The organism is Flavobacterium quisquiliarum (genome assembly GCF_019308285.1).
Classification (GTDB): domain Bacteria; phylum Bacteroidota; class Bacteroidia; order Flavobacteriales; family Flavobacteriaceae; genus Flavobacterium; species Flavobacterium quisquiliarum.
On record NZ_WWEM01000040.1, the window covers coordinates 222,858 to 248,530 of the forward strand.

Here is a 25,673-nt window from a genome sequence, read left to right on the forward strand (position 1 = left end):
CATAAATCATCTAACTGACTCATTGTCAAATTATCTTAATTAAAAAAAATTATTCTTTTACACGCTCCATGTAAGAACCTGAAGCCGTATCGATTTTAATTTTATCTCCTTCATTAATGAACAAAGGAACGTTGATGTTAGCACCAGTTTCTACTGTAGCATTTTTCGTTGCATTTGTAGCAGTATTTCCTTTTACACCTGGTTCAGCATAAGTAACTTCAAGAATTACAGATGCTGGCATATCCACTGATAATGGTAAATCAGTTTCTGTATTGATTTGAACCATTACGTTTGTTCCTTCTTTTAACAAATCTGGAGCGTCCAAAATGTTTTTGTTTAAAGAAATTTGTTCAAACGTTTCAGCATTCATAAAGTGAAATTCATCACCTTCTGGATACAAATATTGAAATGTATGTGTTTCAACTCGGATAACGTCAATTTTGTGACCTGCAGAAAAAGTATTATCTAATACTTTGCCTGAAGTTAAGCTTTTCAATTTTGTTCTTACGAAAGCTGGACCTTTTCCAGGTTTTACGTGAAGAAATTCAATAATTTTATAGATATCGTGATTAAATTTAATACACAATCCGTTTCTAATATCTGATGTAGATGCCATTTTGTTTTTTTATTTTAGATTTTAGAATGTAGATTTTAGATTAAAAAAAATCGATCTACATATTTATTTTTTATTTATAATTTATAATTCAGAAATCTATCCCGATAGCTATCGGGACTAAAATTAATAGTTTCCAGAGTAACCTTTCATAATCCCTCGAGAAGAATTTCTGATAAAATCAAGAATTTCATCTCTTTCAGGAGTCGCTTCCATTTCAGCTTCAATAATACTTAAAGCTTGAGTTGTATTATAATTCTTTTGATATAAAATTCTATAGATTTCCTGAATTTCTCTAATTTTTTCAGTACTGAATCCTCTTCTTCTTAAACCAACAGAGTTAATTCCAACATAAGACAATGGTTCTTTTGCCGCTTTTGTAAAAGGAGGAACATCTTTTCTTACCAAAGATCCACCAGAAATCATTGCGTGATCTCCAATATGAATAAATTGATGAATAGCTGCTAAACCGCCAATAACCGCATGATTCCCTACAACTACGTGACCAGCTAAAGCAACACCATTAACGATAATTGCATTATTTCCAATTTCACAGTCGTGCGCTATGTGAGCATAAGCCATTACTAGGCAATTATTTCCAATTACAGTCTGTCCAGAAGCAATTGTTCCTCTATTAATAGTTACACATTCTCTGATAGTACAATTATCACCGATAATTGCTAAAGAATCTTCACCGCCAAATTTTAAATCTTGTGGCACAGCTGAAATTACTGCTCCTGGAAAAATATTACAATTTTTTCCTATTCGAGCACCTTCCATAATGGTCACGTTTGAACCAATCCAAGTACCATCACCAATAACAACATTATTGTGAATTGTTGTAAATGGTTCGATTACAACATTTTTAGCGATTTTAGCGCCAGGATGAACATATGCTAATGGTTGATTCATCTGTATGTTTTATATTTTTAATTAAAATATTCTAATTTGAGGCAACAAACCTAAACAATAAATTTGATAATTTATTATTGTTTTCTTGCAATTTGTGCCATTAATTCTGCCTCAGTTACTAATTTACCATTCGCATAAGCATTTGCTTGCATATGACAAATTCCTCTTCTGATAGGAGAAATCAATTCGCATTTAAAAATTAATGTATCTCCTGGCAACACTTTATGCTTAAATTTAACGTTGTCAATCTTCATAAAGTATGTTAAATAATTTTCTGGATCTGGAACTGTACTTAATACTAAGATTCCACCAGTTTGTGCCATTGCTTCTACAATTAAAACCCCCGGCATAACTGGAGCTTCCGGAAAGTGTCCTACGAAGAAATTTTCGTTCATAGTAACATTTTTTAATCCAACCACGTGACGATCTGACATTTCGATAATTCTATCAATCAACAAAAATGGAGGTCTGTGAGGAAGCATCGCCATAATTTTATGAATATCCATCAATGGTTCTTGATGTAAATCATAAGTAGGAACATGATTTCTCTGTTCTATTTTGATAATTTTAGCCAGTTTTTTTGCAAATTGAGTATTTACAAAGTGCCCTGGTTTGTTGGCAATAATTTTTCCTTGAATACGAACGCCAATTAAAGATAAATCTCCAATAACATCAAGTAATTTGTGTCTTGCCGCTTCGTTTGGATAGTGTAATGTAAGGTTATCTAAAACACCATTTGGTTTTACAGAAATTTCATCTTTACCAAATGCTTTCTTTAAATTTTCCATTGTAGATTCAGAGATTTCTTTGTCTACATATACGATTGCATTGTTTAAATCGCCACCTTTAATTAGACCATGTTCTAATAATGATTCTAATTCATGTAAGAAACTAAAAGTTCTAGAACTAGCAATTTCTTCTTTAAAATCAGCTAAACTTTTTAAAGTTGCATTTTGAGTACCTAAAACTTTAGTACCAAAATCAACCATTGCAGTTACTTGATATTCATCGCTTGGCATAACCAAGATTTCGCTTCCTGTAGCTTCGTCAGTAAATGAAATTACTTCTTTTACCACATAAACATTACGTTGCGCATCTTGTTCTTCAATACCAGCTTTTTCAATAGCTTCAACAAAATATTTTGATGAACCATCCATAATTGGAAGTTCAGAGGCATTCAATTCAATAATAATATTATCCAAATCGCAGCCAACTACTGCAGCTAAAACATGTTCAGGTGTTTGAATTTTTACTCCTAATTTCTCAAGATTTGTTCCTCTTTGAGTATTAACAACATAATTAGCATCAGCCTCAATGACTGGTTGACCTTGCAAATCTACTCTTACAAAAGTGAAACCATTATTAACGGGAGCAGGTTTAAAAGTCATTGTAACTTCTTTTCCAGTATGCAATCCAACTCCTGTTAGTGAAATTTCATTTTTGATGGTCTTCTGTTTAACCATTATTTCCATTTTTTGGGTTTATTATTTGTTTTTTTAATTCTTGAACTTCAGCCACTATTTTAGGAAGATTTTTAAAGTGAACATAGGATTTATTAAATTCCGTATATCCAAGAGATGGAGTTCCTTGTAACACTTCATCATCTTTAATATTTCTAGCAACTCCAGACTGTGCCTGAAGCCTAACATTATTTCCTATAGTTAAATGACCTGCAATACCTACCTGCCCTCCTATCATACAGTTTTCTCCAATTTTTGTAGAGCCTGCAACACCGCTTTGAGCAGCTATAACCGTATTCTTTCCGATTTCTACATTGTGAGCAATCTGAATCTGATTGTCTAACTTAACTCCTTGTCTAATTATTGTAGAACCAAGAGTTGCTCTATCAATAGTTGTATTTGCGCCGATATCAACATTGTCTTCTATAATCACATTACCGATTTGAGGTACTTTGCTATATTCTCCGTTTTCATTTGGTGCAAAACCAAAACCATCAGCTCCGATGATAACACCTGAGTGAACTGTACAATTATTACCAATTACAGTTTCAGAATATATTTTTGCTCCGGCAAAAATGAATACATTATTACCAATAACAACATTATCTCCAATAAAACTATTTGGATAAATCTTAACATTATCACCTAAAACTACATTTTGTCCAATGTAACTAAAACTTCCTAAATATAAGTTTTCACCGTATTTAGTTCCCTCTGACATAAAAGATTGAGGTTCGATACCGTTTTTATTTAGTTTTACCTGATTATAGAAGTGTAAAAGTTTAGAAAACGCTGCATAAGCATCTTCTACTTTTATTAAAGTAGTAGTAATTTCTTGTTCGGGAATAAAGCTATCATTAACTATTGTCACTGTCGCTTTGGTCGTATATATATAATTGATATACTTTGGATTAGCCAAAAAAGTAAGCGATCCCTCCTCGCCTTCTTCAATTTTAGAAAGCTTAGAAACCTCTGCATTGAGATTCCCAACAACTTCTCCTTCTAAAATTCCTGCTATTTGTTCTGCTGTAAATTTCATCGCGACAAAAATATAAAAAATAGGTTTTAAATGTTAATTTTAGATAAGTTGTTTTGGGAAACAGATATAATATTTTGTGACCAATTTAGATAACGATTTCAAATTCAGCTGGTCAGAAGCTTCTACAACATCTTCAATTGTTTTATCTTTTTTCAAAATTCGAATAGGTTCTGCTTCTTTACTGTAAGCTTGATTTTTAATTTTTCCTCTAAAAATAAAATAACCTGCATCTACAGCCGAAATATGATGTGCTTCTGCAAATTCTTCTTTCAAAGACTGTGATTCTTCCACCGGAATCTTTTCTGCACTTAACTTAATTTTCAACAAATCCCTGTTAATGATCATTTTACTTAAAGTAGAAAGTATGAAATCATTATGTTTCTGCCAAGCTTTTAAGGCGCTTATAATATCAAAATCATCTAATTGAGAAAATAAATCCAGTTTTTCGGCATCAAAATCTTCAAGCGTAATTTTATTGTGCATAAAATACGAAAGTGGCTCACTACAAGGTAACTTAACTCCTTTTAACGTCAATTCTTTCGCTCTTTTAAGGACTTTCATCAAAATTAATTCAGCAACTAAACTGGTTTTATGCAAATAAGCCTGCCAATACATTAACCTTCTAGAAAGCAAAAATTTCTCTACTGAATAAATTCCTTTTTCTTCAATAACCAAAACATCGTTCTCCACATTCATCATCTGAATCAAACGTTCAGAATTCACATTTCCTTCTGCAACTCCTGTATAAAAGCTATCACGTTTTAAGTAATCCATTCGATCCATATCCAATTGACTTGAAATCAGCTGCAACATGAATTTTCTATGATACTCCCCTTTAAAAACCTGAATGGCTAAACTCAATTTCCCATCAAATTCCTCGTTAAGTTGGTTCATAAATAATAAGGAAATAGCCTCATGATGTACATCTTCCACAATACTTCTTTCCATTGCATGAGAAAATGGTCCGTGTCCAATATCGTGAAGTAAAATCGCGATTAATAAAGCATTTTCTTCTTCTTCAGAAATTACAACATCTTTAAAACGAAGCGTATCAATCGCTTTTTTCATCAAATGCATACATCCTAACGCGTGATGAAAACGAGTATGGTTTGCACCTGGATACACCAAATACGATAATCCCATTTGAGAAATTCTACGTAAACGTTGAAAATACGGATGCTGAATTAAATCGTAAACCAGCTCATTCGGAATCGTTATAAAACCATATATAGGATCGTTGAATATTTTAAGTTTGTTGATATGAGTCACTAGTGCGATATTTTTTAGGTCAACAAATATAAGTAAATAAGTATAAAGAGATTGGTGTTTTTTATTTAAAAATGAAAGTCGAAATTATGATGATTATCAATAAAATAGATTAAAAAATGTTAAAATTTAAATTTAATTCATAGTTCAGCTTTAGTAATTTTATACTATTTTTAATAGTTTTTAAGTTCTATTACTTTTAAATTGCAGTAATAAATTAATTTGTTTTATGGATAAGATCAAAATACTTTGGGTCGATGATGAAATCGATCTTTTAAAGCCCCACATATTATTTCTAGAAAAGAAAAACTACGAAGTTACTACTTGTAATAACGGCCTCGATGCGATTGCCTTATTTGAAGAAGATAATTTCGATATTGTTTTTCTGGATGAGAACATGCCTGGAATGAGCGGTTTGGAAACCCTTTCTGAAATGAAAGAAAAAAAATCAGCGATTCCCATGATTATGATTACCAAAAGTGAGGAAGAATATATTATGGAAGAAGCCATAGGTTCTAAAATCGCCGATTATTTAATTAAACCGGTTAATCCGAATCAGATTCTATTAAGCTTAAAGAAAAATCTGGATGATTCAAGGTTAATTACTGAAAAAACTACTTTAGATTATCAAAAGGAATTCAGAAAAATTGCAATGGAATTAGCAATGGTTAATTCTTATGAAGATTGGATCGAGTTGTATAAAAAATTATTGTTCTGGGAATTAAAACTCGAAGATATCAATGACACTGCGATGATCGAAATTCTGGAATCTCAAAAAGTAGAAGCTAATTCGCAATTTGGAAAATTCATTGAACGAAATTATGAAGATTGGTTCGCACCAAAAGCAGATAAACCTATACAGTCTCATACTTTATTTAAAGAATTAGTAGTTCCTGAACTTAAAAAGAAAGATAAACCAGTTCTTTTTGTTGTAATTGACAATCTGAGATACGATCAATGGAAATCCTTTGAAAGTGTAGTATCAAATTATTACAAATTAGAAAAAGAAGTTCCTTATTATTCTATCCTTCCAACCGCTACGCAATACGCCCGAAATTCAATTTTCTCAGGTTTAATGCCGGTTGAAATGGAAAAACAATTCCCTCAATACTGGAAAAATGATGTGGAAGATGGAGGAAAAAACCTATATGAAGCAGAATTTCTTTCAGCGCAATTAAAGCGTTTAGGCTTAAATATTAAGGAAGATTATTTCAAAATCACAAATTATTCTGGAGGTAAAAAGTTAGCCGAGAACTTTAAAGCTTTAAAAGGAAACGACTTAGTCACGGTAGTTTACAATTTTGTCGACATGCTCTCGCACGCTAAAACTGAAATGGAAGTCGTAAAAGAATTAGCATCAGACGACAAAGCATATCGTTCGCTGACATTAAGCTGGTTTAAAAATTCCCCACTATTAGAAATCATTCAGCAGGCACAGCTTTTAGGATTCAAATTAATCCTGACAACTGACCACGGAACAATAAATGTAAAAAATCCGTCGAAAGTTGTGGGAGATAAAAATACAAGTCTAAATTTGCGTTACAAAACAGGGCGTAGTTTGACATACGAACAAAAAGATGTATACGTAGTGAAAGAACCTAAAACAATTGGTCTTCCAGCTATAAATATGAGTAGTTCGTTTATTTTTGCTAAAAATGATTTTTTCTTAGCCTATGTAAACAACTACAACCATTATGTGAGTTATTATAAAAACACGTACCAGCATGGCGGAATTTCATTAGAAGAAATGATTATTCCGTTTTTGGTATTTAATCCGAAATAAAAATTTATCGCCACGAATTTCACGAATTGACACTAATTTAAATTTAAAAGAAAAAAATAATTCGTGAAAATTCGTGAAATTCGTGGCAAAAATAAAACATACAATGAACATCGTTTTTTCATTAGATCAAATTCAAGAAGTTGCACAGCAGATTATAGATTCAAATCCTAAAAAAATTATCCTTTTTAATGGAGAAATGGGAGTTGGAAAAACTACATTAATTAAGCAATTATGCAAAACTTTAGGAGTTGAAGATGCAACCAGCAGTCCAACATTTTCATTAGTAAATGAGTATTATGCTGTTAACAATCAAGTAGTTTATCACTTTGATTTTTATCGATTGAATAAAGAAACCGAAGCTCTAGATATGGGTGTCGACGATTATTTATATTCAGGAAATTGGTGTTTTATTGAATGGTCGGAAAAAATAGCAAGTTTGATTCCAGAAGAACATTCTACTATTAACATCGAATTGCTAGCTGACGGAAAAAGAGAATTGAATCTGAATTAACATCATGTCAGAAGAACATAATCACAATTGTATTGATTTTGATGATTTAATGAATAACATTAAAATCAATATTGAAAAATATGGCCTGCAAGTTATAATCATAGAAGCGACTGATTATTTACCTTCATTTGCTTACAGTATTGGACTTTGGCAAAAATACAATCATCCAGAAATTATTTGTTTTGGATTGTCAAAATCTCTTTTACATGAAATTATAAATGATGTTGCCGAGATAGTCAAGCAAAATGAAAAAATTACCGAAAAGAAAAATTACTCAAACATTTTTGAACATAGCAGATCTGAATTCCTAAAAGTTCATCCAAAAAATATTCAAGACTATTTTGGTAGTGCAATTAATTACTACGAGAAAGAAGATTTTACCGCCTTGCAATTGGTTTGGACAGATCGAAATGATAAATTTCCTTGGGAGGAAAATTTCGAAGAAGAATTTCTTTACAAGCAACCTTTGTTAGACAGAAACATCGATTTCAAATTTAACGAACCTAAAAACCTTACTGCTTTCACAACTAGACAATGGTTAGATACAGAAAAACCAATCATTAGGGTTGTACACGACGAAGATGGAGATTGGCAGTTTTTGACAGATGACGAAATTTCAACCGAAAATATCATCATTGTTGCTTTAGAACAAATAATCTTAAAAGATAAAACACTTAACAAACTCTTTGACCTTAATTATGGAGAAGAAGCAGAAAGAAAATTCATTGGAGACGAATGGGTGAGAAATAAAGTTGAATATGACAATGAAGAATAATAAAATATCTTAACATTCCCATTTACAGTATTAGCAGAATTTTTGCATTAATTTTAAAACTTTTTACGTAATTTGTACCTTTAATTTTTCGCACTATCCATGTCAATTACCTTAACTCCGTTTACAAAACAACAATTAATACCTCAGGAAGAAAAACTTGAGGTTGGTCGTTTTAAAAGAGAACTATTTATTGGAATTCCAAAGGAAACAAGTTACCAGGAGCGCCGTATCTGCCTTACACCGGATGCCGTAAATTCCTTAACTTACGAAGGACACCGCGTTATGATTGAGTCTGGAGCTGGAGAAAGTTCAAGTTATACAGACAAGGAATACGCAGATGCCGGTGCAGAAATTACAAAAGACACTAAAAGAGTTTTTGGCTGTCCGTTTTTACTAAAAGTAGAACCGCCTACATTGGCAGAAATCGAAATGATAAATCCTGAAACAGTTATTATTTCTGCTATCCAGCTTAAAACTAAAAAGAAAGAATACTTCGAAGCTTTAGCAAAAAAGAAAATCACTGCCTTAGCTTTTGAATATATTAAAGATGAAGACGGATCATATCCTGCCGTAAAATCTTTAAGCGAAATTGCCGGAACTGCATCCATCTTAATTGCTGCCGAATTAATGATCACAAATGAATTTGGGAAAGGACTTTTATTTGGAAACATAACTGGCGTTCCTCCTACTGAAGTTGTAATTCTTGGCGCAGGAACTGTTGGCGAATTTGCTGCAAAAACCGCAATTGGATTAGGCGCTAATGTAAAAGTTTTTGATAATTCAATTACTAAATTGCGTCGTTTGCAGAATAATTTAAGCCAAAGAATTTTCACTTCAACCATACAGCAAAAAGGTCTTTTAAAAGCTTTAAGACGTTGTGATGTTGCCATTGGAGCCATGCGCGGAAAAGAAAGATGTCCTATCGTAGTAAGTGAAACTATGGTAGAACACATGAAAAAAGGCGCCGTAATTGTAGACGTCAGTATTGATACTGGAGGATGTTTTGAAACTTCAGAAGTTACAACTCACGAAAAACCAACCTTTATAAAAAACAACGTTTTACACTATTGTGTCCCAAATATCCCTTCGCGTTATTCTAAAACTGCTTCATTATCAATAAGTAACATCTTAACACCTTATCTTCATCAGATAGCCGAAGATGGTGGTTTAGAGAGCGCCATAAGATGCAACAAAGGACTTAAAAATGGAATATATCTGTATCACGGAATCCTAACAAACAAAGCAATTGGCGACTGGTTTGATTTACCTGATAACGATATTAATTTACTTGTATTTTAAAGGAACTTTAATGTACCTTTGCAAAAAAATTATTTCATGAAGTTTGTACACCGTTTTGCATATTACTTAATCGGCCTAATTATGGGTTGTTTTATTGTTTCAGGATTTTTTATTGGTAAAGACACCCGCTGCAATTATTTCCCAAATGCCCGAGTTTTAAATAATCTTCGAACAAAACCTTTTCAATATTCAGAAAAAGCTGTTCAAACCCTAGCCGAAAAATGGGTTGATACTGCTGATGTAAAAAACACTTTAACTTACGGAGATGTAGATTTTGATCAAAGCAATGTTCCGTTTAAAAAAGGAAAACTTTATATCATTGAAGGAAAAACGGTAAAAAATCAGCCGATTATCTTGAAAGTGGTGAATTACGAAAACAAAGCCGTTTTAGAAGAAATTGTAAAAAAATAATTTTTCTGTCAATTTCGACTAAAAGGAGAAATCGCACTAGAATTTCCGCAAAGTAAAATTCAATCTTTGTAGAGCTTCTAGTGCGATTTCTCCTTTTAGTCGAAATGACAAAATTGAAAAAAAAAGCAAAATTTTTCCCTTTGCCCCTTTGTTACTCTGAAACTTTGCAACTTAAAAAAGCTACCACTCAATTTCTTTCAATCCTTTAGATTTTAAGAATTCATTTGTTTGGCTGAAATGCTTATTTCCAAACCAGAATCCTCTATTGGCACTTAATGGTGAAGGATGCCCCGATTTTAAAATATGATGTTTTGAAGCATCAATCAAAGCCGCTTTTTTCTGAGCAAAACCACCCCAAAGTAAAAAAACAACATTTTCAGATTCGGCTGAAATTTGTTTGATTACAGCATCTGTAAATTTTTCCCATCCTTTTCCTTGGTGGCTTCCGGCTTCAGATTGTCTTACGGTTAAAGTAGCATTTAAAAGAAAAACTCCCTGATCTGCCCATCGTTCTAAATTTCCGGTTTTTGGCAATGACTTACCCAAATCGGTTTCGATTTCCCTAAAAATATTATACAAAGATGGCGGAAACGGAATTCCGTCATTCACTGAAAAACACAATCCATTTGCCTGATTTGGTCCGTGATAAGGATCTTGTCCAATAATTACCACTTTTACCTGATCAAAATGACAATGATCAAAAGCCGAAAAAATCTGATTTCCTTTTGGATAACAAACTTTAGTTGCATATTCTGATTTAACAAAATCAATTAAAGTATTGAAATAAGGTTTTTCAAATTCTTCATTCAAAACTGGTTTCCAAGAAGAATGCATTTTTACGTCCATAACTTTTTTTTTTTGCGAATTTCAGAAATTAATACTAAAAATCATATTTATACGAACATAAATTTCGATTTCAATCATAATGTTTTTGTACTTTTGCGTTTACTTTCATAAAGTTATTAAATGATCAGTATTACCGAAAAAACGTTACAAGACTTACAATTTCCAACCGTTCTAGAAACCATCTCAGATGGATGCAACACCGATATTGGAAAAGAAAAAGCTTTACAAATAAAACCATTTAGAGATAAAGAAGAATTGATGCAATCTTTAATGCAGACATCAGAATATGTATCTTCTTTTCAAAATAATAACGCAATTCCGAATCATGGATTTGATGCAATTTCTCATGAAATAAAATTTCTAGCCATTGAAGATAGTTTTCTTGAAGTGGGAAGTTTTAGAAAAATTGCCAATCTTTCTGCAACTACAAATGTATTGTTGAATTTCTTAAAAAAATTCGATGACTATTATCCTAATCTTAATGCAAGAGCTTCTAGGGTAGAATTGACTAAAGATATCATTTCAGCGATTGATGCTATTGTAGACAAATACGGAGAAATAAAAGACAATGCCTCTCCTGCTCTGGCCGGCATTCGTCAGAATATGAATTTAGTTCGCGGAAAAGTTAATCAAAGTTTTGGTTCAGCGTTAACTCAATATAATAGCTTAGGATATTTAGATGATATCAAAGAAAGCTTTGTTCAAAATCGAAGAGTTTTGGCAGTTCTCGCAATGTATCGTCGTAAGGTAAAAGGTTCTATTTTAGGAAGTTCCAAAACTGGAAGTATTGCTTATATCGAACCTGAAGCCACTTTAAAATACTCTAGAGAATTAGCAAATCTGGAATATGAAGAAAAAGAAGAAATTACTAGAATCCTAAAGAATTTATCCAATGTAATTCGTCCTTACCTTCCTTTACTAATTGAATATCAAGACTTTTTAAGTGATATAGATGTTGTTGCCGGTAAAGCAAAATATGCAAATCGTATTAATGCAATCTTACCAACAATTACAGAAGAAAGAAGATTATTCTTTAGAGAAGCATACCATCCAATTTTGTATTTGAACAACAAACAAAAAAAGGAAATTACTTATCCGCAAACCATTGAGCTAAAACAAGAAAACAGAATTATTGTAATCTCAGGACCAAATGCCGGAGGAAAAACCATTTCTTTAAAAACAGTAGGCTTATTACAATTGATGTTGCAATCCGGAATATTAATTCCAGTTCATGAAAGAAGTGAAACTTTCTTGTTTGACAGAATATTAACTGACATTGGTGACAACCAATCTATTGAAAACCACTTAAGTACATACAGTTATCGTTTAAAAAACATGAATTACTTTTTGAAGAAATGTAATAAAAAAACCATGTTTTTAATTGATGAATTTGGTACAGGTTCTGATCCGGAATTAGGAGGTGCTTTGGCGGAAATTTTTCTGGAAGAATTTTATCATCGTGAAGCTTTCGGAATTATCACAACGCATTATTCTAATCTGAAAATTTTAGCAAATGAATTGACATACGCAACAAATGCGAATATGATGTTTGACGAAAAATCACTTGAACCAATGTATAAATTAGCTTTGGGTCAGGCTGGAAGTTCGTTTACTTTTGAAGTTGCTCAAAAAAACGGAATTCCATTTGGATTGATCAATCGTGCGAAAAAGAAAATTGAAGTTGGAAAAGTTCGTTTTGATAAAACCATCGCAACACTTCAAAAAGAAAGATCGAAACTCGAAAAAACTTCTTTGAATTTAAAAGAAGAAGAAACCCGTGCTCGTGAAGAAAGTAAAAAGATGGAAAACATCAATACTAAAATCCAGCAGAAATTAGAAAGCTATCAGGAATTATATGACAGTAATCAAAAGATAATTTACATCGGACAAAAAATTGATGACATCGCTGAAAAATATTTCAACAACAAAAACAAAAAAGAACTTATTGGTGAATTTTTGAAAATTGTTGAGATTGAAAATTCTAAACGTAAAAAAGCGACTCCGAAAGAAGTCAAAGCAAAAGTTGAAAAGCAAAAAGAAATTATTGCTGAAGTTCAGGTAAAAGTAGAAGAAATTCGAAAAGAGAAAAAAGAGAAAAAACTTAAACCAGTTATTGAAAAACCAAAACCAATTTTAAAAGTTGGCGATCGTGTTAGAATGCTTGACGGAAGATCTGTTGGAAGTATTGATTTGATAGAAAAAAATAAAGCAATTGTAAATTATGGGATTTTCACTTCCAAAGTTAGTTTGGACGAACTTGAATTAGTCGAAGCAGTTAAAAAATAATTTTTTCAGTCGCCGATACGATTTTTAGTCTAAAAAAGACTAAAAAATAGTCAAAATTAAAATAAAGCGATTTAAGAAACGATAAAAAAACAAACAATAAAAGAGGTCGATATTTTTTAAAAACACATTTAAATCAATTTATGAAAGTCTATTTTGATATGTAAAAATTATAAAAAATTAAAATTTAATAGATTTTAAAAATACAACCTCCATAATCTGTTTTTCTCGTCTATTTTAATACTTTTTACACCTATTAAAACTTGAAATATTAAATCTAAAATTCTGTTTTTAATGGAAAGTCTTCCAAAAGATAAAAAAATAATTCTTTTTGATGGAGTTTGTAATCTCTGTGATTCTGCTGTGCAGTTTATTATCAAACATGACAAAAAAGATATTTTCAGATTTGTCGCATTGCAATCAGAATTAGGAATAAAAATTTGCAAACATCTCGGAATTAGTTTTTCTAAAATGGACAGCATTATTTTATACAATCCCGGAACTGCTTATTTTTACAAATCTTCAGCTGTTATTGAAATAGCTAAAAATTTTGGTGGTTTTTGGAAATTACTTTTAATCTTTAGAATTGTTCCCATTTTTATCAGTGACAGAATTTATGATTATGTTGCAAAAAACAGATATAACTGGTATGGCAAAAAAGAAAGTTGTATGATTCCTACTCCGGAATTGAAATCCAAGTTTTTGTAGAAAATTCCAATTCTAAAATTCCAATTTAGTATAATTCAAACAAAAAATCCCAAACTCCAATAAATTTGGAATTTGGGATTTTTAAGAATTAGAAATTAACTAAACTTATCTAATCAATTTTCTGTATTTAATACGTTTTGGAGTTAAGTCACCACCAAGACGTTTCTTTTTATTTTCTTCATATTCTGTAAAACTTCCTTCAAAGAAATAAACTTCAGAATCTCCTTCAAAAGCTAAAATGTGCGTACAGATTCTATCTAAGAACCATCTGTCGTGAGAAATAATTACAGCACAACCAGCGAAATTTTCCAAACCTTCTTCAAGTGCACGAAGTGTATTTACGTCAAGGTCATTCGTAGGCTCATCCAGTAAAAGTACGTTTCCTTCTTCTTTCAAAGTCATCGCCAAGTGTAAACGGTTACGCTCTCCACCAGACAACATGGATACTTTTTTGTTTTGCTCTCCGCCACCAAAGTTAAAACGTGATAAATAAGCTCTTGAGTTTACTTGCTTACCTCCCATCATAATCAATTCTTGACCATCAGCAAAATTTTCCCAAATCGATTTATTTGGATCAATATTAGCGTGAGACTGATCTACGTAAGCAATTTTAACTGTTTCACCAACCGTAAATTCACCGCTGTCAGTAGCTTGCTCTCCCATAATCATTTTGAAAATAGTAGATTTACCAGCACCGTTTGGCCCGATGATTCCAACAATACCCGCTTGTGGTAAAGTAAAGTTCAAATTATCATATAGTAATTTATCACCAAAAGCTTTAGCTACATTTTTAGCTTCGATAACATTTGTTCCTAAACGAGGTCCATTCGGGATATAGATCTCTAGATTTTCATCTAGTTGTTTTTGATCTTCATTTAATAATTTATCGTAATTCTGTAAACGCGCTTTTTGTTTTGTCTGACGACCTTTTGCACCTTGACGAACCCACTCCAACTCACGCTCTAAAGTTTTTCTACGTTTTGAAGCTACTTTTTCTTCCTGAGCCATACGGTTTGATTTTTGATCTAACCAAGAAGAATAGTTCCCTTTCCATGGAATACCTTCTCCTCTATCTAGTTCCAAAATCCATCCTGCAACGTTATCTAAGAAATAACGGTCGTGCGTTACAGCAATTACAGTTCCTGAATATTGTGCTAAATGTTGCTCCAACCAAAGAACTGACTCAGCATCTAAGTGGTTGGTAGGCTCATCTAAAAGCAATACATCTGGTTGTTGCAATAACAAACGACACAAAGCAACACGACGACGCTCACCTCCTGAAAGGTTTTTAATTGGCGTATCGCCATCTGGAGTACGCAACGCATCCATTGCAATTTCAAGTTTGGTATCGATTTCCCAAGCACCAAGAGCATCGATTTTATCTTGCAATGCCGCTTGACGATCCATTAATTTATCCATTTTATCTGGATCTGAATAATTTTCTTCAAGACCAAATAAATCATTGATTTGGTTGTATTCTTCTAAAACTGCCATAGTTTCTGCAGCTCCTTCACGAACAATTTCGATAACGGTTTTAGAATCATCAAGAATTGGTTCCTGCTCTAAATAACCTACAGTGTAACCTGGCTGAAAAACTACATCGCCCTGGTAATTTTTATCAACTCCTGCTATAATTTTTAAAAGAGAAGATTTTCCAGAACCATTAAGACCTAAAATACCAATTTTTGCTCCATAAAAGAAACTCAAATAAATATTTTTAAGTACTGGTTTGTCTGCTCCTTGATAGGTTTTACTCAATTTTTGCATTGAGAAAATTACTTTCTTATCGTCTGACATTTTTTATTTTTAATTTTAATTATTTACTTTTTTATTGATATTGCAATATCTTAAACTCTACCTTTTAATGCATTAAAAACCCATGCATTAGCTAAAAACCCAACTCCCACAGCTCCAAATCCCCAGCCTGAAACATCACTATATCTAAAAGCTCCAAGACCTATAAGTAAGAATCCCATCAGTACCATTATAAAAGTTGCCCAACCTAAGACAGTATTTTTATTCATTCCCATAATTGTGTAATAATTTTAAAGTAGTAAAATTTTTAGAAACGCAAATATCGTGAATTTTAATGGCTTAATTAAATATTTTATACAGCATTTCTTTTAAGAGATCAGATTGCGGTAAAGCATTCGCTCCCACACCTTTACTTTTAATATCAATATCCCGCAAAGCACCTACAATCTGACTTACCTTTCTCATTGGATAATTTTTTACCGCCAAATCATACTCTTTTAAAAAGAACGGATTTACACCAAGAACCGATGCTACATTTTTAGGATTTTTATCTTTTAATCCATGATATTTTAAAAGTTGCACAAAGAAACCAAAAACCAAACCTGTTGTCATAACCAATGGATATTCTTTCGGATTATGAGCAAAGTTCTCTGCTATCTTATAAGCTCTCAATTGATTACGTTCACCAATTGCTTTTCGAAGTTCAAAAACATTATAATCTTTACTAAATCCAATATTTTCTTCAATATGTTCTGGAGTAATCATACTGCCTTTCGGCAAGATGATCTGAAGTTTTTCCAGTTCATTATTGATTTTACTCAAATCTGTTCCTAAAAATTCAACGAGCATAGCATTTGCCTTGGGGTCAATTGTATATTTTTTTCCAGCCAATACCCGTTTAATCCAATCTCCTACCTGATTTTCGTATAACTTTTTACTTTCATAAACAACGCCTTTCTGTGCTAATAGTTTAGTAACCTTTTTACGTTTGTCAAGTGTCTTATATTTATAACAAAAAACCAAAACAGTAGTCTGCATCGGATTATCAACATAAGATTCTATTTTATCAATTGTTCGAGATAATTCTTGGGCTTCTTTTACAATAACCACCTGACGATCAGCCATCATCGGATAGCGCTTGGCCGTTGAAACAATATCATCTATAGAAACATCTCTTCCGTATAAAACCGTCTGATTAAAACCTTTTTCTTCTTCGGCTAAAATATTTCCTTCAATATATTCGGATAACTTATCTATATAATAAGGTTCTTCACCCATTAAAAAATAAATTGGTTTAATATCTCCAGCTTTAATATCGTTGACAATTTTAATTACTTCGTCCATTTATTTTTTTGTTTCAAGTTTAAAGTTTCAAGTTGGTTTGAAACAAAAAACTATTTTCTATTTTTGCTTTATGCTTAAACTTAATTTCCCTGCTTATACTTTCCGATTCAAAAATAGCGAAAATAAAGTCTCTATTTTTGATGAAATCAGGAAAAAATTTATAATTCTTACGCCTGAAGAATGGGTTCGTCAACACGTTGTTCATTTTTTAATGCATGAAAAAAAATATCCTAAATCTTTAATTAATGTAGAGAAAGTTTTAACTGTCAATGGATTACGAAAACGATATGATGTAGTCGTATTTAATCCAGATGGTACTATACACATACTTGTAGAGTGCAAAGCACCCGAAGTTAAAATCTCTCAGGCAACTTTTGATCAAATTGCTCGTTATAATATGACAATGCAGGCACGGTTTTTGAATGTCACAAACGGACTAAACCATTTTTATTGTCAAATGGATTTTGAAAACGAAAGATATGAGTTTTTAAGAAACCTGCCTGACTATAAAGAAAACCATTAAAAATAAATAATTAAAGTACTTTTGGATAAGATAGCAGTTGTCATTTTAAATTGGAACGGAGTAAAATTGCTAGAGCAGTTTTTACCATCTGTTATTCAGTTTTCAGAAGACGCGACAATTTACGTTGCAGATAATGACTCTACAGATAATTCAGTTGAATTTGTTCAACAAAATTTCCCTACAATTAAAATTGTAAAAAATACTGGCAATCATGGCTTTGCAAAAGGTTATAATGATGCCTTGAAACACATTGATGCTGAAATTTATGCATTAGTAAATTCAGATATTGAAGTTACCGAAAACTGGCTTAAACCAATTCTTGAAACTTTTGAAAATGAAAAACAAACTGCTATTATCCAGCCTAAAATCCTTGATTTTAAAAACAAGGAAAATTTCGAATATGCTGGAGCCGCAGGTGGTTTCATTGATAAATATGGCTTTCCTTTCTGCAGGGGACGAATTTTCGAAACGTTAGAAAAAGATAACGGCCAATACGATGATAACAGTGAATTGTTCTGGGCGTCTGGTGCTTGTTTCTTCATCAGAAAAAAAGTTTATCACGAATTAGGAGGGTTTGATGAAAGCTTTTTTGCACATCAGGAAGAAATAGATTTATGCTGGAGAGCCGCTAACGAAGGTCATATTATTAAGTATAATTATCAATCTTTGGTTTACCATGTTGGAGGAGCAACTTTACAACAAGGAAATCCCAAAAAAACGTATCTGAATTTTAGAAATTCATTATTAATGCTTGTCAAAAATCTGCCAAAAAGAGGATTATTCTGGGTAATTTTCTTCCGTATGGTTTTAGACGGTATTGCAGGTATCCGTTTTCTTACACAAGGTAAAATCGGACATACTTTTGCTATTTTAAAGGCACATTTTTCATTTTATTGCTTATCTTTAAAATATCTCGAAAAACGAAAAGAATTTCAGATTCAGCAATACTATATGGTAAAAAGCATCGTTTTCCTTTACTATATCAGGAAAATGACCTTATTTAAAGAAATCTTTAACAGTATTCAAAATATTAAAAACTAAATTTGTAATCAAGTCTAATTAAAATTAAATTTATGAGAAAAATAGTTATCGCACTATCAGTATTAATGGCCCTAACATCATGTGTTTCTAAAAAGAAATATGCGGAATTAGAAGCTAAAAACAAAGAGACTCAAGATTTGTTAAACTCTTGTACTGTAAAATTAAATACGTGCTTAGAAGAAAAAGCTGGATTAGCTGCAACAGCTGAAAGCTACAAACAACATAATCAAGACTTAATCAACAGTTCAAAAGATTTAACAATCTTAACAACTAAAGGTGCTGAAAACCTAGAAAAATCTCTTGAAAGCTTAAAAGAAAAAGATTTAAAAATCTCTAGACTTCAGGATGCTTTAACTAAAAAAGACAGTGTTACTTTAGCATTAGTTACAAGCTTGAAAGGAGCAGTTGGAATCAACGATCCAGACATCGAAATCAATGTTGAAAAAGGAGTTGTATTCATCTCTATAGCTGATAAATTATTATTCAAAAGCGGAAGCTATGATGTAAGTGACAAAGCTAAAACTGTATTAGCTAAGGTTGCTAAAGTTGTAAATGATAAACCTGATTTCGAATGTATGGTTGAAGGACACACTGATAATGTACCATACAAAAGCAATGGAATTATCTTAGACAACTGGGATTTAAGTGTTAAACGTTCTACTTCTATCGTTCGTGTATTAACAAACGATCTTGGTGTTAACCCTGCTAAATTAATTGCTGCAGGTAGAAGCTCTTATGTACCATTAGTTGCTAATGATACTGCTGAAGACAAAGCTCGTAACAGAAGAACACGTATCGTAGTTATGCCGAAAATCGATCAATTCTATGATATGATTGAAAAAGAAATGAAAAAACAAGCTAAATAATTCTTGTTTAGATTTTATAAAACAGAAAAAGCAGGTCAATTGACCTGCTTTTTTGTATTCTAAAAAGAATAAAAAGTATTTTAGATAACTAACTAAATTTTAACTGTAATAAAGTTAGTCATTATTTTTTTAAGTTTATACAATTAAAGTATTTATTTACAAAATATCAATATCGCCCTTCCCTTCTCTTACAATAACAGGTTCATGCTCAGAAAGATCAATAATTGTTGAACCAACGTTATCTCCATAACCTCCATCAATCACCATATCAACAAGATGTTGCCACTTTTCGAAAATTAACTCCGGATCTGTAGTATATTCAATTACATCATCTTCATCACGAATAGAAGTAGAAACTACTGGATTTCCTAACTGGCGCACAATTTCTAAAATGATATTATTGTCTGGAACACGAATACCAACCGTAGTTTTCTTTTTAAACTCTCTTGGCAAATTATTATTTCCTGGCAAAATAAAAGTATACGGGCCTGGCAAAGCTCTTTTCAAAATTTTAAAAGTTGATGTATCAATCTGACGCACATAATCTGATAAATTGCTCAAATCATGACAAATAAATGAAAAATTTGCTTTCTCTAACTTAACACCTTTTATTTTTGCAATTTTTTCTAAAGCTCTTGAATTGGTAATATCACAGCCTAAACCATAAACTGTATCGGTTGGATAAATAACCAATCCACCATTCTGAAGCACTTTTACCACTTTTGCAATTGCAGCTTCACTTGGCTTATCTGGGTATATTTTTATAAATTCGGCCATTTTGTTTTTTTTTTATTTAAAGTTAGGTTTGTTTCGAGTTAAGAACATTACACTTTTAAAATTTCATATTTCATATTTATCGCATAATAATTAAAAGATTATCCGATAACATCTAATTTAGCAAATCTTAAAAGTAATTTCTTAATTCCACCAACTTCAAATTTTATTTCTGCTTTTCTATCTGCACCAACACCTTCCATATTAACAACTTCGCCTTTCCCAAAACGTTCATGCATTACAATATTTCCAATGGTCAATTTACTATCAAACAAGTTTGATGCACTTGTATTTGGATTAGTTCCTGCAACAGGCTTTAATTTTCTAATATTAAGATCCGGTTTCGGATTATTATCTGTAATATTTTTAGGAGGAGTTCCTGCAACAGGTTTGTTTAATCTTAATTTAGATTTGTCAACGTCTCCAAAAATATCGCCATCGATTGGCGACTTATAGCGGTAATTGGTTTCTGCAGGAGTTAGATATTCCAAATATTGATCTTCAATCTCCTCAATAAATCTTGAAGGTTCGCTATCTGTTAGTTTTCCCCAACGGTAACGTGATTGTGCATAAGTCAAATACGCCTGATGTTCTGCTCTTGTTAAAGCTACATAAAATAATCGACGCTCTTCTTCCAATTCACTTCTCGTACTCATACTCATTGCACTTGGAAACAAATCTTCTTCCATACCCACCACAAAGACGTGAGGAAACTCCAATCCTTTTGCTAAGTGAATGGTCATTAAAGCTACACGATCATCGTCATTTGTATCTTTATCTAAATCTGTTGCTAAAGCTACATCTTCCATAAACTCAGAAAGCGCACCTCTTGCTCCGTCAATTTCTCTTTGTCCTTCCGTAAAATCTTTAATACCGTTCAAAAGTTCTTCGATATTCTGAATCTTTGCCATTCCTTCCGGAGTCGCATCTTTCTTCAATTCCTGAACCAAACCAGTTTTCTTGGCAACGTGATCCGTAATATAAAAGGCATCCTGATTTTGATCAATTACCTGAAAACTCTGAATCATCGTCACAAAATCTTTTAATTTGTTTTTTGTTCCAGCGTTTAATTTCAAGTCTATTTTATCAATATTCACCATTACTTCCCAAATCGAACGTTTGTAATGATTAGCCGCAATAGTTAATTTTTCTACAGTTGTATCTCCAATTCCACGCGCTGGATAATTAATCACACGAATTAATGCTTCTTCATCTTTCGGATTTAAAACCAAACGCAGATAACACAAAACATCTTTAATTTCTTTACGCTGGTAGAATGATAATCCTCCATAAATTCTATACGGAATATCGCGTTTTCTTAAGGCGTCCTCCATCGCACGTGACTGCGCATTGGTACGATACAAAATTGCAAAAGATCCATTATGCAATTGATGCTGCATTTTTTGCTCAAAAATGGTACTCGCAACAAAACGTCCTTCTTCAGCATCTGTCAAACTTCTGTGAACTTTAATTTTTGGTCCAAATTCGTTTGCTGTCCAAACTACTTTATCCAGTTTGGTTTTATTATGCTCCATAACGGTATTGGCCGCTTCCACAATATTTCGCGTTGAACGATAATTCTGCTCTAAACGGAACATTATTACACCTTCATAATCTTTCTGGAAGTTCAAAATATTATTAATATTCGCACCACGGAAAGCATAAATACTCTGTGCATCATCTCCAACCACGCAAATATTCTGAAACCTATCTGATAAAGCTCTAACAATCAAATACTGAGAGTGGTTCGTATCTTGGTACTCATCAACCAGAATATAACGAAAACGATCCTGATATTTAGCTAAAACTTCTGGGAATCGATTCAATAATTCATTGGTTTTCAACAACAAATCATCAAAATCCATTGCTCCAGCTTTGAAACAGCGCTCTACATACTGCTGATAAATTTCTCCCAATCTTGGTCTTTTAGCCATTGCATCGGCTTCAACCAATTCCGGATTATTAAAGTACGCTTTAACCGTAATCAAACTGTTCTTATAATTAGATATACGACCCAGAATTTGCTTTGGTTTATAAATATCACGATCCAGCTGCATTTCTTTAATAATTGAAGAAATTAATCTCGCTGAATCCTGAGAATCGTAAATGGTAAAATTGGAAGGATATCCCAAATGATCTGATTCTGCTCGAAGAATACGCGCAAAAATCGAGTGAAAAGTTCCCATCCAAAGATTTTTTGCCTCACTCGCACCTACAATATCCGAAATCCTGTGTTTCATCTCGCGGGCTGCTTTATTGGTAAAAGTAAGCGACAAAATGTTGAAAGCATCAATTCCTTGAGCCATCAAATAGGCAATCCTAATTGTTAAAACTCGGGTTTTTCCCGAACCTGCACCAGCAATAATAATCATTGGCCCGTCTTTCTTTAAAACAGGTGCTCTTTGTGCTTCGTTGAGCTGGTCAATATATTTCTGCATGTAATTTTTCTCCTTTTATGCAAAATTAAGAATTAAAAAAGAAAGTTCCTAAGATACTATTCAAAGGTTCTAAGATACTGAGACGCTAAGGTTCTAAGTTTTTTTGAAGCCAAACAATAGGCGTTTTTCTTAACATGGATTCCCGCTTTCGGCTTTATCTCTCCTCCCGATTATCATCGGGATACGAGGATATCGCCTCTATCGGGGCTAGATTTAAACAATAGGCTTTTCCAAAACAATTTGAAAGAAAAAACTTAAAATTACTTATATTTACAAAAATTATATAATTGTAAATGAATGTAAAATTAACAGAAAACGCAGAAAAGACATTTGCTCATATCATAAATAAATACAGTGATATCAAAGCTTCTAAGTTTTCAAATCAAACTATCAAGACAATAGAAATGATTGTACAAAACAATTATATTGGCACAAAATATAAAAAAACTTCCTTTCGGAAGTTTCTAGTATCGAATCAGGTCTATTTATTCTATACAATTGAAAAACAAACTTTATATATTGTTGTATTCTGGGATAATAAAAGAAATCCCTTAGAATTAGATGTTATACTTAGCTCTTAGTTTTTGTTTAAAGTCTTCAAAATCAATAGTTCTTCCAGCTTTTATATCTTCTTCACTTTTCTGTAATTCCTGCATCAAAATTTCTTCTGGAAATAACAAACTAGTAATTAGCTTAACTTCTTGATGTGTGAAGCTTTTTGACTTCAGTTTTCTATAATACGTTGCATGTTTGAGGCCAAGCTTCTGCATAAAAAATTCAGCTTTATAATAAGATTTCCCTATTAATTCAGGAATAGTATTAATGTAATTTTCGTAATTCTGAACTATTTCTATCATTTTTTGATACTTTAAGTATTAAAATACAATACAAATATAGTTCTTTTTTGATAATAACACTATAACTACTATATTATTGTCTTATAGCCTTTTTAACTCATTTAAAAAACACATCATAAGCAAATCGGATTAAAGTTCCAACAACCACAATTAAAAAGAAAATCCGAATAAAACCATTTCCTTTATTAATCGCCAGTTTAGCGCCAAGCCATCCTCCAAGTCCGTTGCTTATGGCCATTGGAATTGCAATTGTCCAAATGATCTTTCCTTTTATCATAAATAAACAAATCGAACCAAAATTCGTTGCCAAATTGACCATTTTAGCATTCGCTGAAGCGTGAAGAAAATCGAAACCTAAAAGCGCTATAAAAGCAACCACAAAAAAACTCCCAGTTCCTGGACCGATGAATCCATCATAAAAACCAACAATCATACTGATCACAACGGCATAAATTATTTGTGTCACTTCAGAATGATCTTTGGCCACATGCTGTCCGAAATTTTTCTTAGCATACGTATAGATAAACAATAACGATAAAACAACTAATAAAAGCGGTTTCATAAAATCATTACTGACAAGCGTCAAAACTGTCGATCCTAAAAAAGCAGACGGAACTGCCAAACACATCATGATGATTAATAATTTCCATTGAATTACAACCTTCTTTAAATACTGAAAAGCGGCAAAAGCGGTACCACTGAAAGCTGGAATTTTTAGAGTGCCAATAACTGTAGAAACTGGTAGATTAGGCAACAAAATTAATCCCATTGGAGTTTGAATTAATCCGCCACCACCAACAATAGCATCAATAAATCCCGCGGCAAAAGCGGCCAAACAAAGGAAAAGTATTATGTATGAATCCATTAAAAATATATTTCACCAACGTTAAAAAACAAGTCGCAAAAGTACAGCTTCCTTTTTGTTTATTGTCACAAATTTAAAATGGATTTCTCATCAAAAAGTATATTTTTGCTTAAAAATTATACCAATGGATTTTAACAAAATAATAGAACTCGCTAGTTACACTTTGCCGGCAATAGTTACAGGATTTGTAGCTTATCGTTTTTTTGAGCTGCATATTAAAAATAATGACAGAAAGCGTGCTTTTTTACTAAACAAACAAGCCCACAAAGAATCTCTTCCAATCCGACTGCAGGCTTTCGAGCGTATGACTTTGTTTTTAGAGCGTATTAATCTAACTAAATTATTGATTAGAATTGCTCCAATATCTCAAAACAAGCACGATTACGAAAACTTTCTAATCGATCAAATAGAACAAGAATTCGAACACAATTTAACGCAACAGATTTATATGTCTGAAGAATGCTGGACCATTATAGCAACAGCTAAAAATGCAACAATTCAAATGATTCGTAAAGCTGCAATGAGTGATAAAATTGAAAATGCAGATAAATTACGTGAAGTAATTTTGAATGATTTATTAGAAAAACAACCACCAAGTAATGCTGCTTTGAGCTTTATTAAAAGTGAGGTAGCTGAACTTTGGTAAAATTAAAAAGGCAAGATTTAAAATCTTGCCTTTTCTATAAACACTAATTTAGTTTTTATTTCCATCCATTCTTTTGATATTTCTGAGAAACGCTTAACTCTGCACTTCCAATATCAAAATCGCAATTTACATTTGGAACTCTGTAATCTCCCCAATTGCATATTTTTTGGTTTCCTGTATTATTTGATTTCCAAACACCAGTAAACGCATTATTAAAATATTTATCTGAATCAATTTCGATATCATTATATTGTATCAAATCATTTTTATCCAAATACCAAATTGACTCTAATTTTCCTGAAAACTTACCAGAACCTTTTTGCTTTTCATCTTCAATAAACTCGTAGACAGCTTTTAATAATCCCTGCTTCTTTATTCCAGCATTTTTATATTCGTCATCAACGCCAAACTTTACTTGTTTAAGTTCATTAATTGATATTATTGTAATTTTTCCTTTAAAATTGCAACTATTAGATTTAACTTTAGATATACCAGAGACTAAATATTCATTTGTTTTCTCTTTGCTTTTTCTTATTGAAGTAAACTTAATTAGTATTCTCTCATAATTGTCCCCAATAATTCCGTAAACCAAATTATTTTCTGTTTTGTTCCATATATTTGAAAAATCATTTTTCAGATACTTATCCATTTCATTTTT

General features: G+C 32.0%; 25 protein-coding genes. 11 read left to right on the forward strand and 14 right to left on the reverse strand.

The annotated features are described in order from the left end of the window. Positions 1-49: 49 nt before the first annotated feature. The 5 genes from efp to GSY47_RS24515 form a co-directional block, all read right to left on the reverse strand. A complete protein-coding gene (efp, locus tag GSY47_RS24495) occupies positions 50-616 on the reverse strand; it encodes an elongation factor P (RefSeq protein ID WP_095929274.1) in 567 nt (188 codons plus the stop codon). A 123-nt stretch (positions 617-739) separates the two neighbouring features. Next, positions 740-1,525, reverse strand: a complete 786-nt coding sequence (gene lpxA / locus GSY47_RS24500; RefSeq protein ID WP_095951251.1) for an acyl-ACP--UDP-N-acetylglucosamine O-acyltransferase — start codon at positions 1,523-1,525, stop codon at positions 740-742. A 74-nt stretch (positions 1,526-1,599) separates the two neighbouring features. Beyond that, the gene (locus tag GSY47_RS24505) at positions 1,600-2,988 is read right to left on the reverse strand and encodes a bifunctional UDP-3-O-[3-hydroxymyristoyl] N-acetylglucosamine deacetylase/3-hydroxyacyl-ACP dehydratase (RefSeq protein ID WP_179004588.1); all 1,389 of its coding nucleotides are present in this window, start codon (positions 2,986-2,988) and stop codon (positions 1,600-1,602) included. Then, positions 2,981-4,024, reverse strand: coding sequence for a UDP-3-O-(3-hydroxymyristoyl)glucosamine N-acyltransferase (gene lpxD, locus GSY47_RS24510; RefSeq protein WP_179004590.1), 1,044 nt, complete (start codon positions 4,022-4,024; stop codon positions 2,981-2,983). The genes GSY47_RS24505 and lpxD overlap by 8 nt, the downstream gene beginning before the upstream one ends. A gap of 39 nt (positions 4,025-4,063) precedes the next feature. Continuing rightward, entirely contained in the window at positions 4,064-5,293 is a 1,230-nt protein-coding gene (locus GSY47_RS24515; RefSeq protein ID WP_179004592.1) for an HD domain-containing protein, read from the reverse strand. A gap of 226 nt (positions 5,294-5,519) precedes the next feature. Between GSY47_RS24515 and porX the strand changes: the two genes are divergently transcribed. The 5 genes from porX (at position 5,520) to GSY47_RS24540 (ending at position 10,069) form a co-directional block, all read left to right on the forward strand. After that, the gene (porX, locus tag GSY47_RS24520) at positions 5,520-7,073 is read left to right on the forward strand and encodes a T9SS response regulator signal transducer PorX (RefSeq protein ID WP_179004594.1); all 1,554 of its coding nucleotides are present in this window, start codon (positions 5,520-5,522) and stop codon (positions 7,071-7,073) included. Between the two features lie 103 nt (positions 7,074-7,176). Then, positions 7,177-7,584 (forward strand): tRNA (adenosine(37)-N6)-threonylcarbamoyltransferase complex ATPase subunit type 1 TsaE, encoded by a 408-nt coding sequence (tsaE, locus tag GSY47_RS24525; protein ID WP_179004596.1) that lies wholly within the window; start codon positions 7,177-7,179, stop codon positions 7,582-7,584. A gap of 4 nt (positions 7,585-7,588) precedes the next feature. After that, positions 7,589-8,359 carry a DUF4262 domain-containing protein gene (locus GSY47_RS24530; protein ID WP_179004598.1) on the forward strand — a complete coding sequence of 257 codons (771 nt, stop codon included), beginning with the start codon at positions 7,589-7,591 and terminating at the stop codon, positions 8,357-8,359. A gap of 99 nt (positions 8,360-8,458) precedes the next feature. Continuing rightward, a complete protein-coding gene (locus GSY47_RS24535) occupies positions 8,459-9,658 on the forward strand; it encodes an alanine dehydrogenase (RefSeq protein WP_179004600.1) in 1,200 nt (399 codons plus the stop codon). 36 nt (positions 9,659-9,694) lie between these two features. Next, the gene (locus GSY47_RS24540) at positions 9,695-10,069 is read left to right on the forward strand and encodes a DUF4258 domain-containing protein (protein WP_179004602.1); all 375 of its coding nucleotides are present in this window, start codon (positions 9,695-9,697) and stop codon (positions 10,067-10,069) included. A 180-nt stretch (positions 10,070-10,249) separates the two neighbouring features. Here the strand turns inward: GSY47_RS24540 and GSY47_RS24545 are convergent, their stop codons facing one another. Beyond that, positions 10,250-10,915 carry a uracil-DNA glycosylase gene (locus GSY47_RS24545; protein ID WP_179004604.1) on the reverse strand — a complete coding sequence of 222 codons (666 nt, stop codon included), beginning with the start codon at positions 10,913-10,915 and terminating at the stop codon, positions 10,250-10,252. Between the two features lie 120 nt (positions 10,916-11,035). Here GSY47_RS24545 and GSY47_RS24550 point away from each other — a divergent pair, with 120 nt between their 5' ends. Both GSY47_RS24550 and GSY47_RS24555 read left to right on the forward strand, forming a co-directional pair. Next, complete coding sequence (locus tag GSY47_RS24550) at positions 11,036-13,201, forward strand: endonuclease MutS2 (RefSeq protein WP_179004606.1); 2,166 nt, start codon at positions 11,036-11,038, stop codon at positions 13,199-13,201. 291 nt (positions 13,202-13,492) lie between these two features. Further along, complete coding sequence (locus tag GSY47_RS24555; RefSeq protein ID WP_179004608.1) at positions 13,493-13,906, forward strand: thiol-disulfide oxidoreductase DCC family protein; 414 nt, start codon at positions 13,493-13,495, stop codon at positions 13,904-13,906. 105 nt (positions 13,907-14,011) lie between these two features. Here GSY47_RS24555 and ettA read toward each other — a convergent pair whose 3' ends face one another. The 3 genes from ettA to holA all read right to left on the reverse strand — a co-directional run bounded on the left by ettA (position 14,012) and on the right by holA (position 17,005). Continuing rightward, a complete protein-coding gene (gene ettA, locus GSY47_RS24560; RefSeq protein WP_109193367.1) occupies positions 14,012-15,703 on the reverse strand; it encodes an energy-dependent translational throttle protein EttA in 1,692 nt (563 codons plus the stop codon). 50 nt (positions 15,704-15,753) lie between these two features. After that, positions 15,754-15,936 carry a CAL67264 family membrane protein gene (locus GSY47_RS24565; RefSeq protein WP_091497659.1) on the reverse strand — a complete coding sequence of 61 codons (183 nt, stop codon included), beginning with the start codon at positions 15,934-15,936 and terminating at the stop codon, positions 15,754-15,756. 64 nt (positions 15,937-16,000) lie between these two features. Next, positions 16,001-17,005 (reverse strand): DNA polymerase III subunit delta, encoded by a 1,005-nt coding sequence (gene holA, locus GSY47_RS24570; protein ID WP_179004610.1) that lies wholly within the window; start codon positions 17,003-17,005, stop codon positions 16,001-16,003. 70 nt (positions 17,006-17,075) lie between these two features. On the opposite strand from holA, the gene GSY47_RS24575 reads away from it, so the two are divergent. The 3 genes from GSY47_RS24575 to GSY47_RS24585 are packed head-to-tail and all read left to right on the forward strand — an operon-like array spanning position 17,076 to position 19,435. Beyond that, entirely contained in the window at positions 17,076-17,528 is a 453-nt protein-coding gene (locus GSY47_RS24575; RefSeq protein WP_179004855.1) for a type I restriction enzyme HsdR N-terminal domain-containing protein, read from the forward strand. 21 nt (positions 17,529-17,549) lie between these two features. Further along, positions 17,550-18,569 (forward strand): glycosyltransferase family 2 protein, encoded by a 1,020-nt coding sequence (locus GSY47_RS24580; protein ID WP_179004612.1) that lies wholly within the window; start codon positions 17,550-17,552, stop codon positions 18,567-18,569. A 32-nt stretch (positions 18,570-18,601) separates the two neighbouring features. Beyond that, on the forward strand, positions 18,602-19,435 hold the full coding sequence (locus GSY47_RS24585; protein ID WP_179004614.1) for an OmpA/MotB family protein: 834 nt from the start codon (positions 18,602-18,604) through the stop codon (positions 19,433-19,435). Between the two features lie 156 nt (positions 19,436-19,591). Here GSY47_RS24585 and GSY47_RS24590 read toward each other — a convergent pair whose 3' ends face one another. The 4 genes from GSY47_RS24590 to GSY47_RS24605 all read right to left on the reverse strand — a co-directional run bounded on the left by GSY47_RS24590 (position 19,592) and on the right by GSY47_RS24605 (position 24,369). Continuing rightward, complete coding sequence (locus GSY47_RS24590; protein WP_179004615.1) at positions 19,592-20,212, reverse strand: L-threonylcarbamoyladenylate synthase; 621 nt, start codon at positions 20,210-20,212, stop codon at positions 19,592-19,594. 98 nt (positions 20,213-20,310) lie between these two features. Further along, a complete protein-coding gene (locus tag GSY47_RS24595) occupies positions 20,311-22,647 on the reverse strand; it encodes an ATP-dependent helicase (RefSeq protein ID WP_179004617.1) in 2,337 nt (778 codons plus the stop codon). A 557-nt stretch (positions 22,648-23,204) separates the two neighbouring features. Continuing rightward, a complete protein-coding gene (locus GSY47_RS24600; RefSeq protein ID WP_179004618.1) occupies positions 23,205-23,504 on the reverse strand; it encodes a hypothetical protein in 300 nt (99 codons plus the stop codon). Between the two features lie 97 nt (positions 23,505-23,601). Further along, on the reverse strand, positions 23,602-24,369 hold the full coding sequence (locus tag GSY47_RS24605; RefSeq protein WP_179004620.1) for a sulfite exporter TauE/SafE family protein: 768 nt from the start codon (positions 24,367-24,369) through the stop codon (positions 23,602-23,604). A 124-nt stretch (positions 24,370-24,493) separates the two neighbouring features. Here GSY47_RS24605 and GSY47_RS24610 point away from each other — a divergent pair, with 124 nt between their 5' ends. Beyond that, a complete protein-coding gene (locus GSY47_RS24610) occupies positions 24,494-25,015 on the forward strand; it encodes a DUF7935 family protein (protein ID WP_179004622.1) in 522 nt (173 codons plus the stop codon). A gap of 55 nt (positions 25,016-25,070) precedes the next feature. Here the strand turns inward: GSY47_RS24610 and GSY47_RS24615 are convergent, their stop codons facing one another. Further along, positions 25,071-25,664 (reverse strand): hypothetical protein, encoded by a 594-nt coding sequence (locus tag GSY47_RS24615; RefSeq protein ID WP_179004623.1) that lies wholly within the window; start codon positions 25,662-25,664, stop codon positions 25,071-25,073. Positions 25,665-25,673 lie beyond the last annotated feature (9 nt).

Excerpts from the sequence above, each read along its gene's own strand:
- GSY47_RS24615 (WP_179004623.1), bottom strand. The coding sequence starts at position 25,664 with ATGGATAAGTATCTGAAAAATGATTTTTCAAATATATGGAACAAAACA.
- GSY47_RS24605 (WP_179004620.1), bottom strand. The coding sequence starts at position 24,369 with ATGGATTCATACATAATACTTTTCCTTTGTTTGGCCGCTTTTGCCGCG.
- GSY47_RS24600 (WP_179004618.1), bottom strand. The coding sequence starts at position 23,504 with ATGATAGAAATAGTTCAGAATTACGAAAATTACATTAATACTATTCCT.
- GSY47_RS24535 (WP_179004600.1), top strand. The coding sequence starts at position 8,459 with ATGTCAATTACCTTAACTCCGTTTACAAAACAACAATTAATACCTCAG.
- GSY47_RS24575 (WP_179004855.1), top strand. The coding sequence starts at position 17,076 with ATGCTTAAACTTAATTTCCCTGCTTATACTTTCCGATTCAAAAATAGC.
- GSY47_RS24610 (WP_179004622.1), top strand. The coding sequence starts at position 24,494 with ATGGATTTTAACAAAATAATAGAACTCGCTAGTTACACTTTGCCGGCA.
- GSY47_RS24595 (WP_179004617.1), bottom strand. The coding sequence starts at position 22,647 with ATGCAGAAATATATTGACCAGCTCAACGAAGCACAAAGAGCACCTGTT.
- GSY47_RS24505 (WP_179004588.1), bottom strand. The coding sequence starts at position 2,988 with ATGGTTAAACAGAAGACCATCAAAAATGAAATTTCACTAACAGGAGTT.
- GSY47_RS24530 (WP_179004598.1), top strand. The coding sequence starts at position 7,589 with ATGTCAGAAGAACATAATCACAATTGTATTGATTTTGATGATTTAATG.
- GSY47_RS24550 (WP_179004606.1), top strand. The coding sequence starts at position 11,036 with ATGATCAGTATTACCGAAAAAACGTTACAAGACTTACAATTTCCAACC.
- porX (WP_179004594.1), top strand. The coding sequence starts at position 5,520 with ATGGATAAGATCAAAATACTTTGGGTCGATGATGAAATCGATCTTTTA.
- GSY47_RS24565 (WP_091497659.1), bottom strand. The coding sequence starts at position 15,936 with ATGGGAATGAATAAAAATACTGTCTTAGGTTGGGCAACTTTTATAATG.
- GSY47_RS24545 (WP_179004604.1), bottom strand. The coding sequence starts at position 10,915 with ATGGACGTAAAAATGCATTCTTCTTGGAAACCAGTTTTGAATGAAGAA.
- holA (WP_179004610.1), bottom strand. The coding sequence starts at position 17,005 with ATGGACGAAGTAATTAAAATTGTCAACGATATTAAAGCTGGAGATATT.
- GSY47_RS24590 (WP_179004615.1), bottom strand. The coding sequence starts at position 20,212 with ATGGCCGAATTTATAAAAATATACCCAGATAAGCCAAGTGAAGCTGCA.
- tsaE (WP_179004596.1), top strand. The coding sequence starts at position 7,177 with ATGAACATCGTTTTTTCATTAGATCAAATTCAAGAAGTTGCACAGCAG.
- GSY47_RS24555 (WP_179004608.1), top strand. The coding sequence starts at position 13,493 with ATGGAAAGTCTTCCAAAAGATAAAAAAATAATTCTTTTTGATGGAGTT.
- ettA (WP_109193367.1), bottom strand. The coding sequence starts at position 15,703 with ATGTCAGACGATAAGAAAGTAATTTTCTCAATGCAAAAATTGAGTAAA.
- GSY47_RS24585 (WP_179004614.1), top strand. The coding sequence starts at position 18,602 with ATGAGAAAAATAGTTATCGCACTATCAGTATTAATGGCCCTAACATCA.
- efp (WP_095929274.1), bottom strand. The coding sequence starts at position 616 with ATGGCATCTACATCAGATATTAGAAACGGATTGTGTATTAAATTTAAT.
- lpxA (WP_095951251.1), bottom strand. The coding sequence starts at position 1,525 with ATGAATCAACCATTAGCATATGTTCATCCTGGCGCTAAAATCGCTAAA.
- lpxD (WP_179004590.1), bottom strand. The coding sequence starts at position 4,024 with ATGAAATTTACAGCAGAACAAATAGCAGGAATTTTAGAAGGAGAAGTT.
- GSY47_RS24540 (WP_179004602.1), top strand. The coding sequence starts at position 9,695 with ATGAAGTTTGTACACCGTTTTGCATATTACTTAATCGGCCTAATTATG.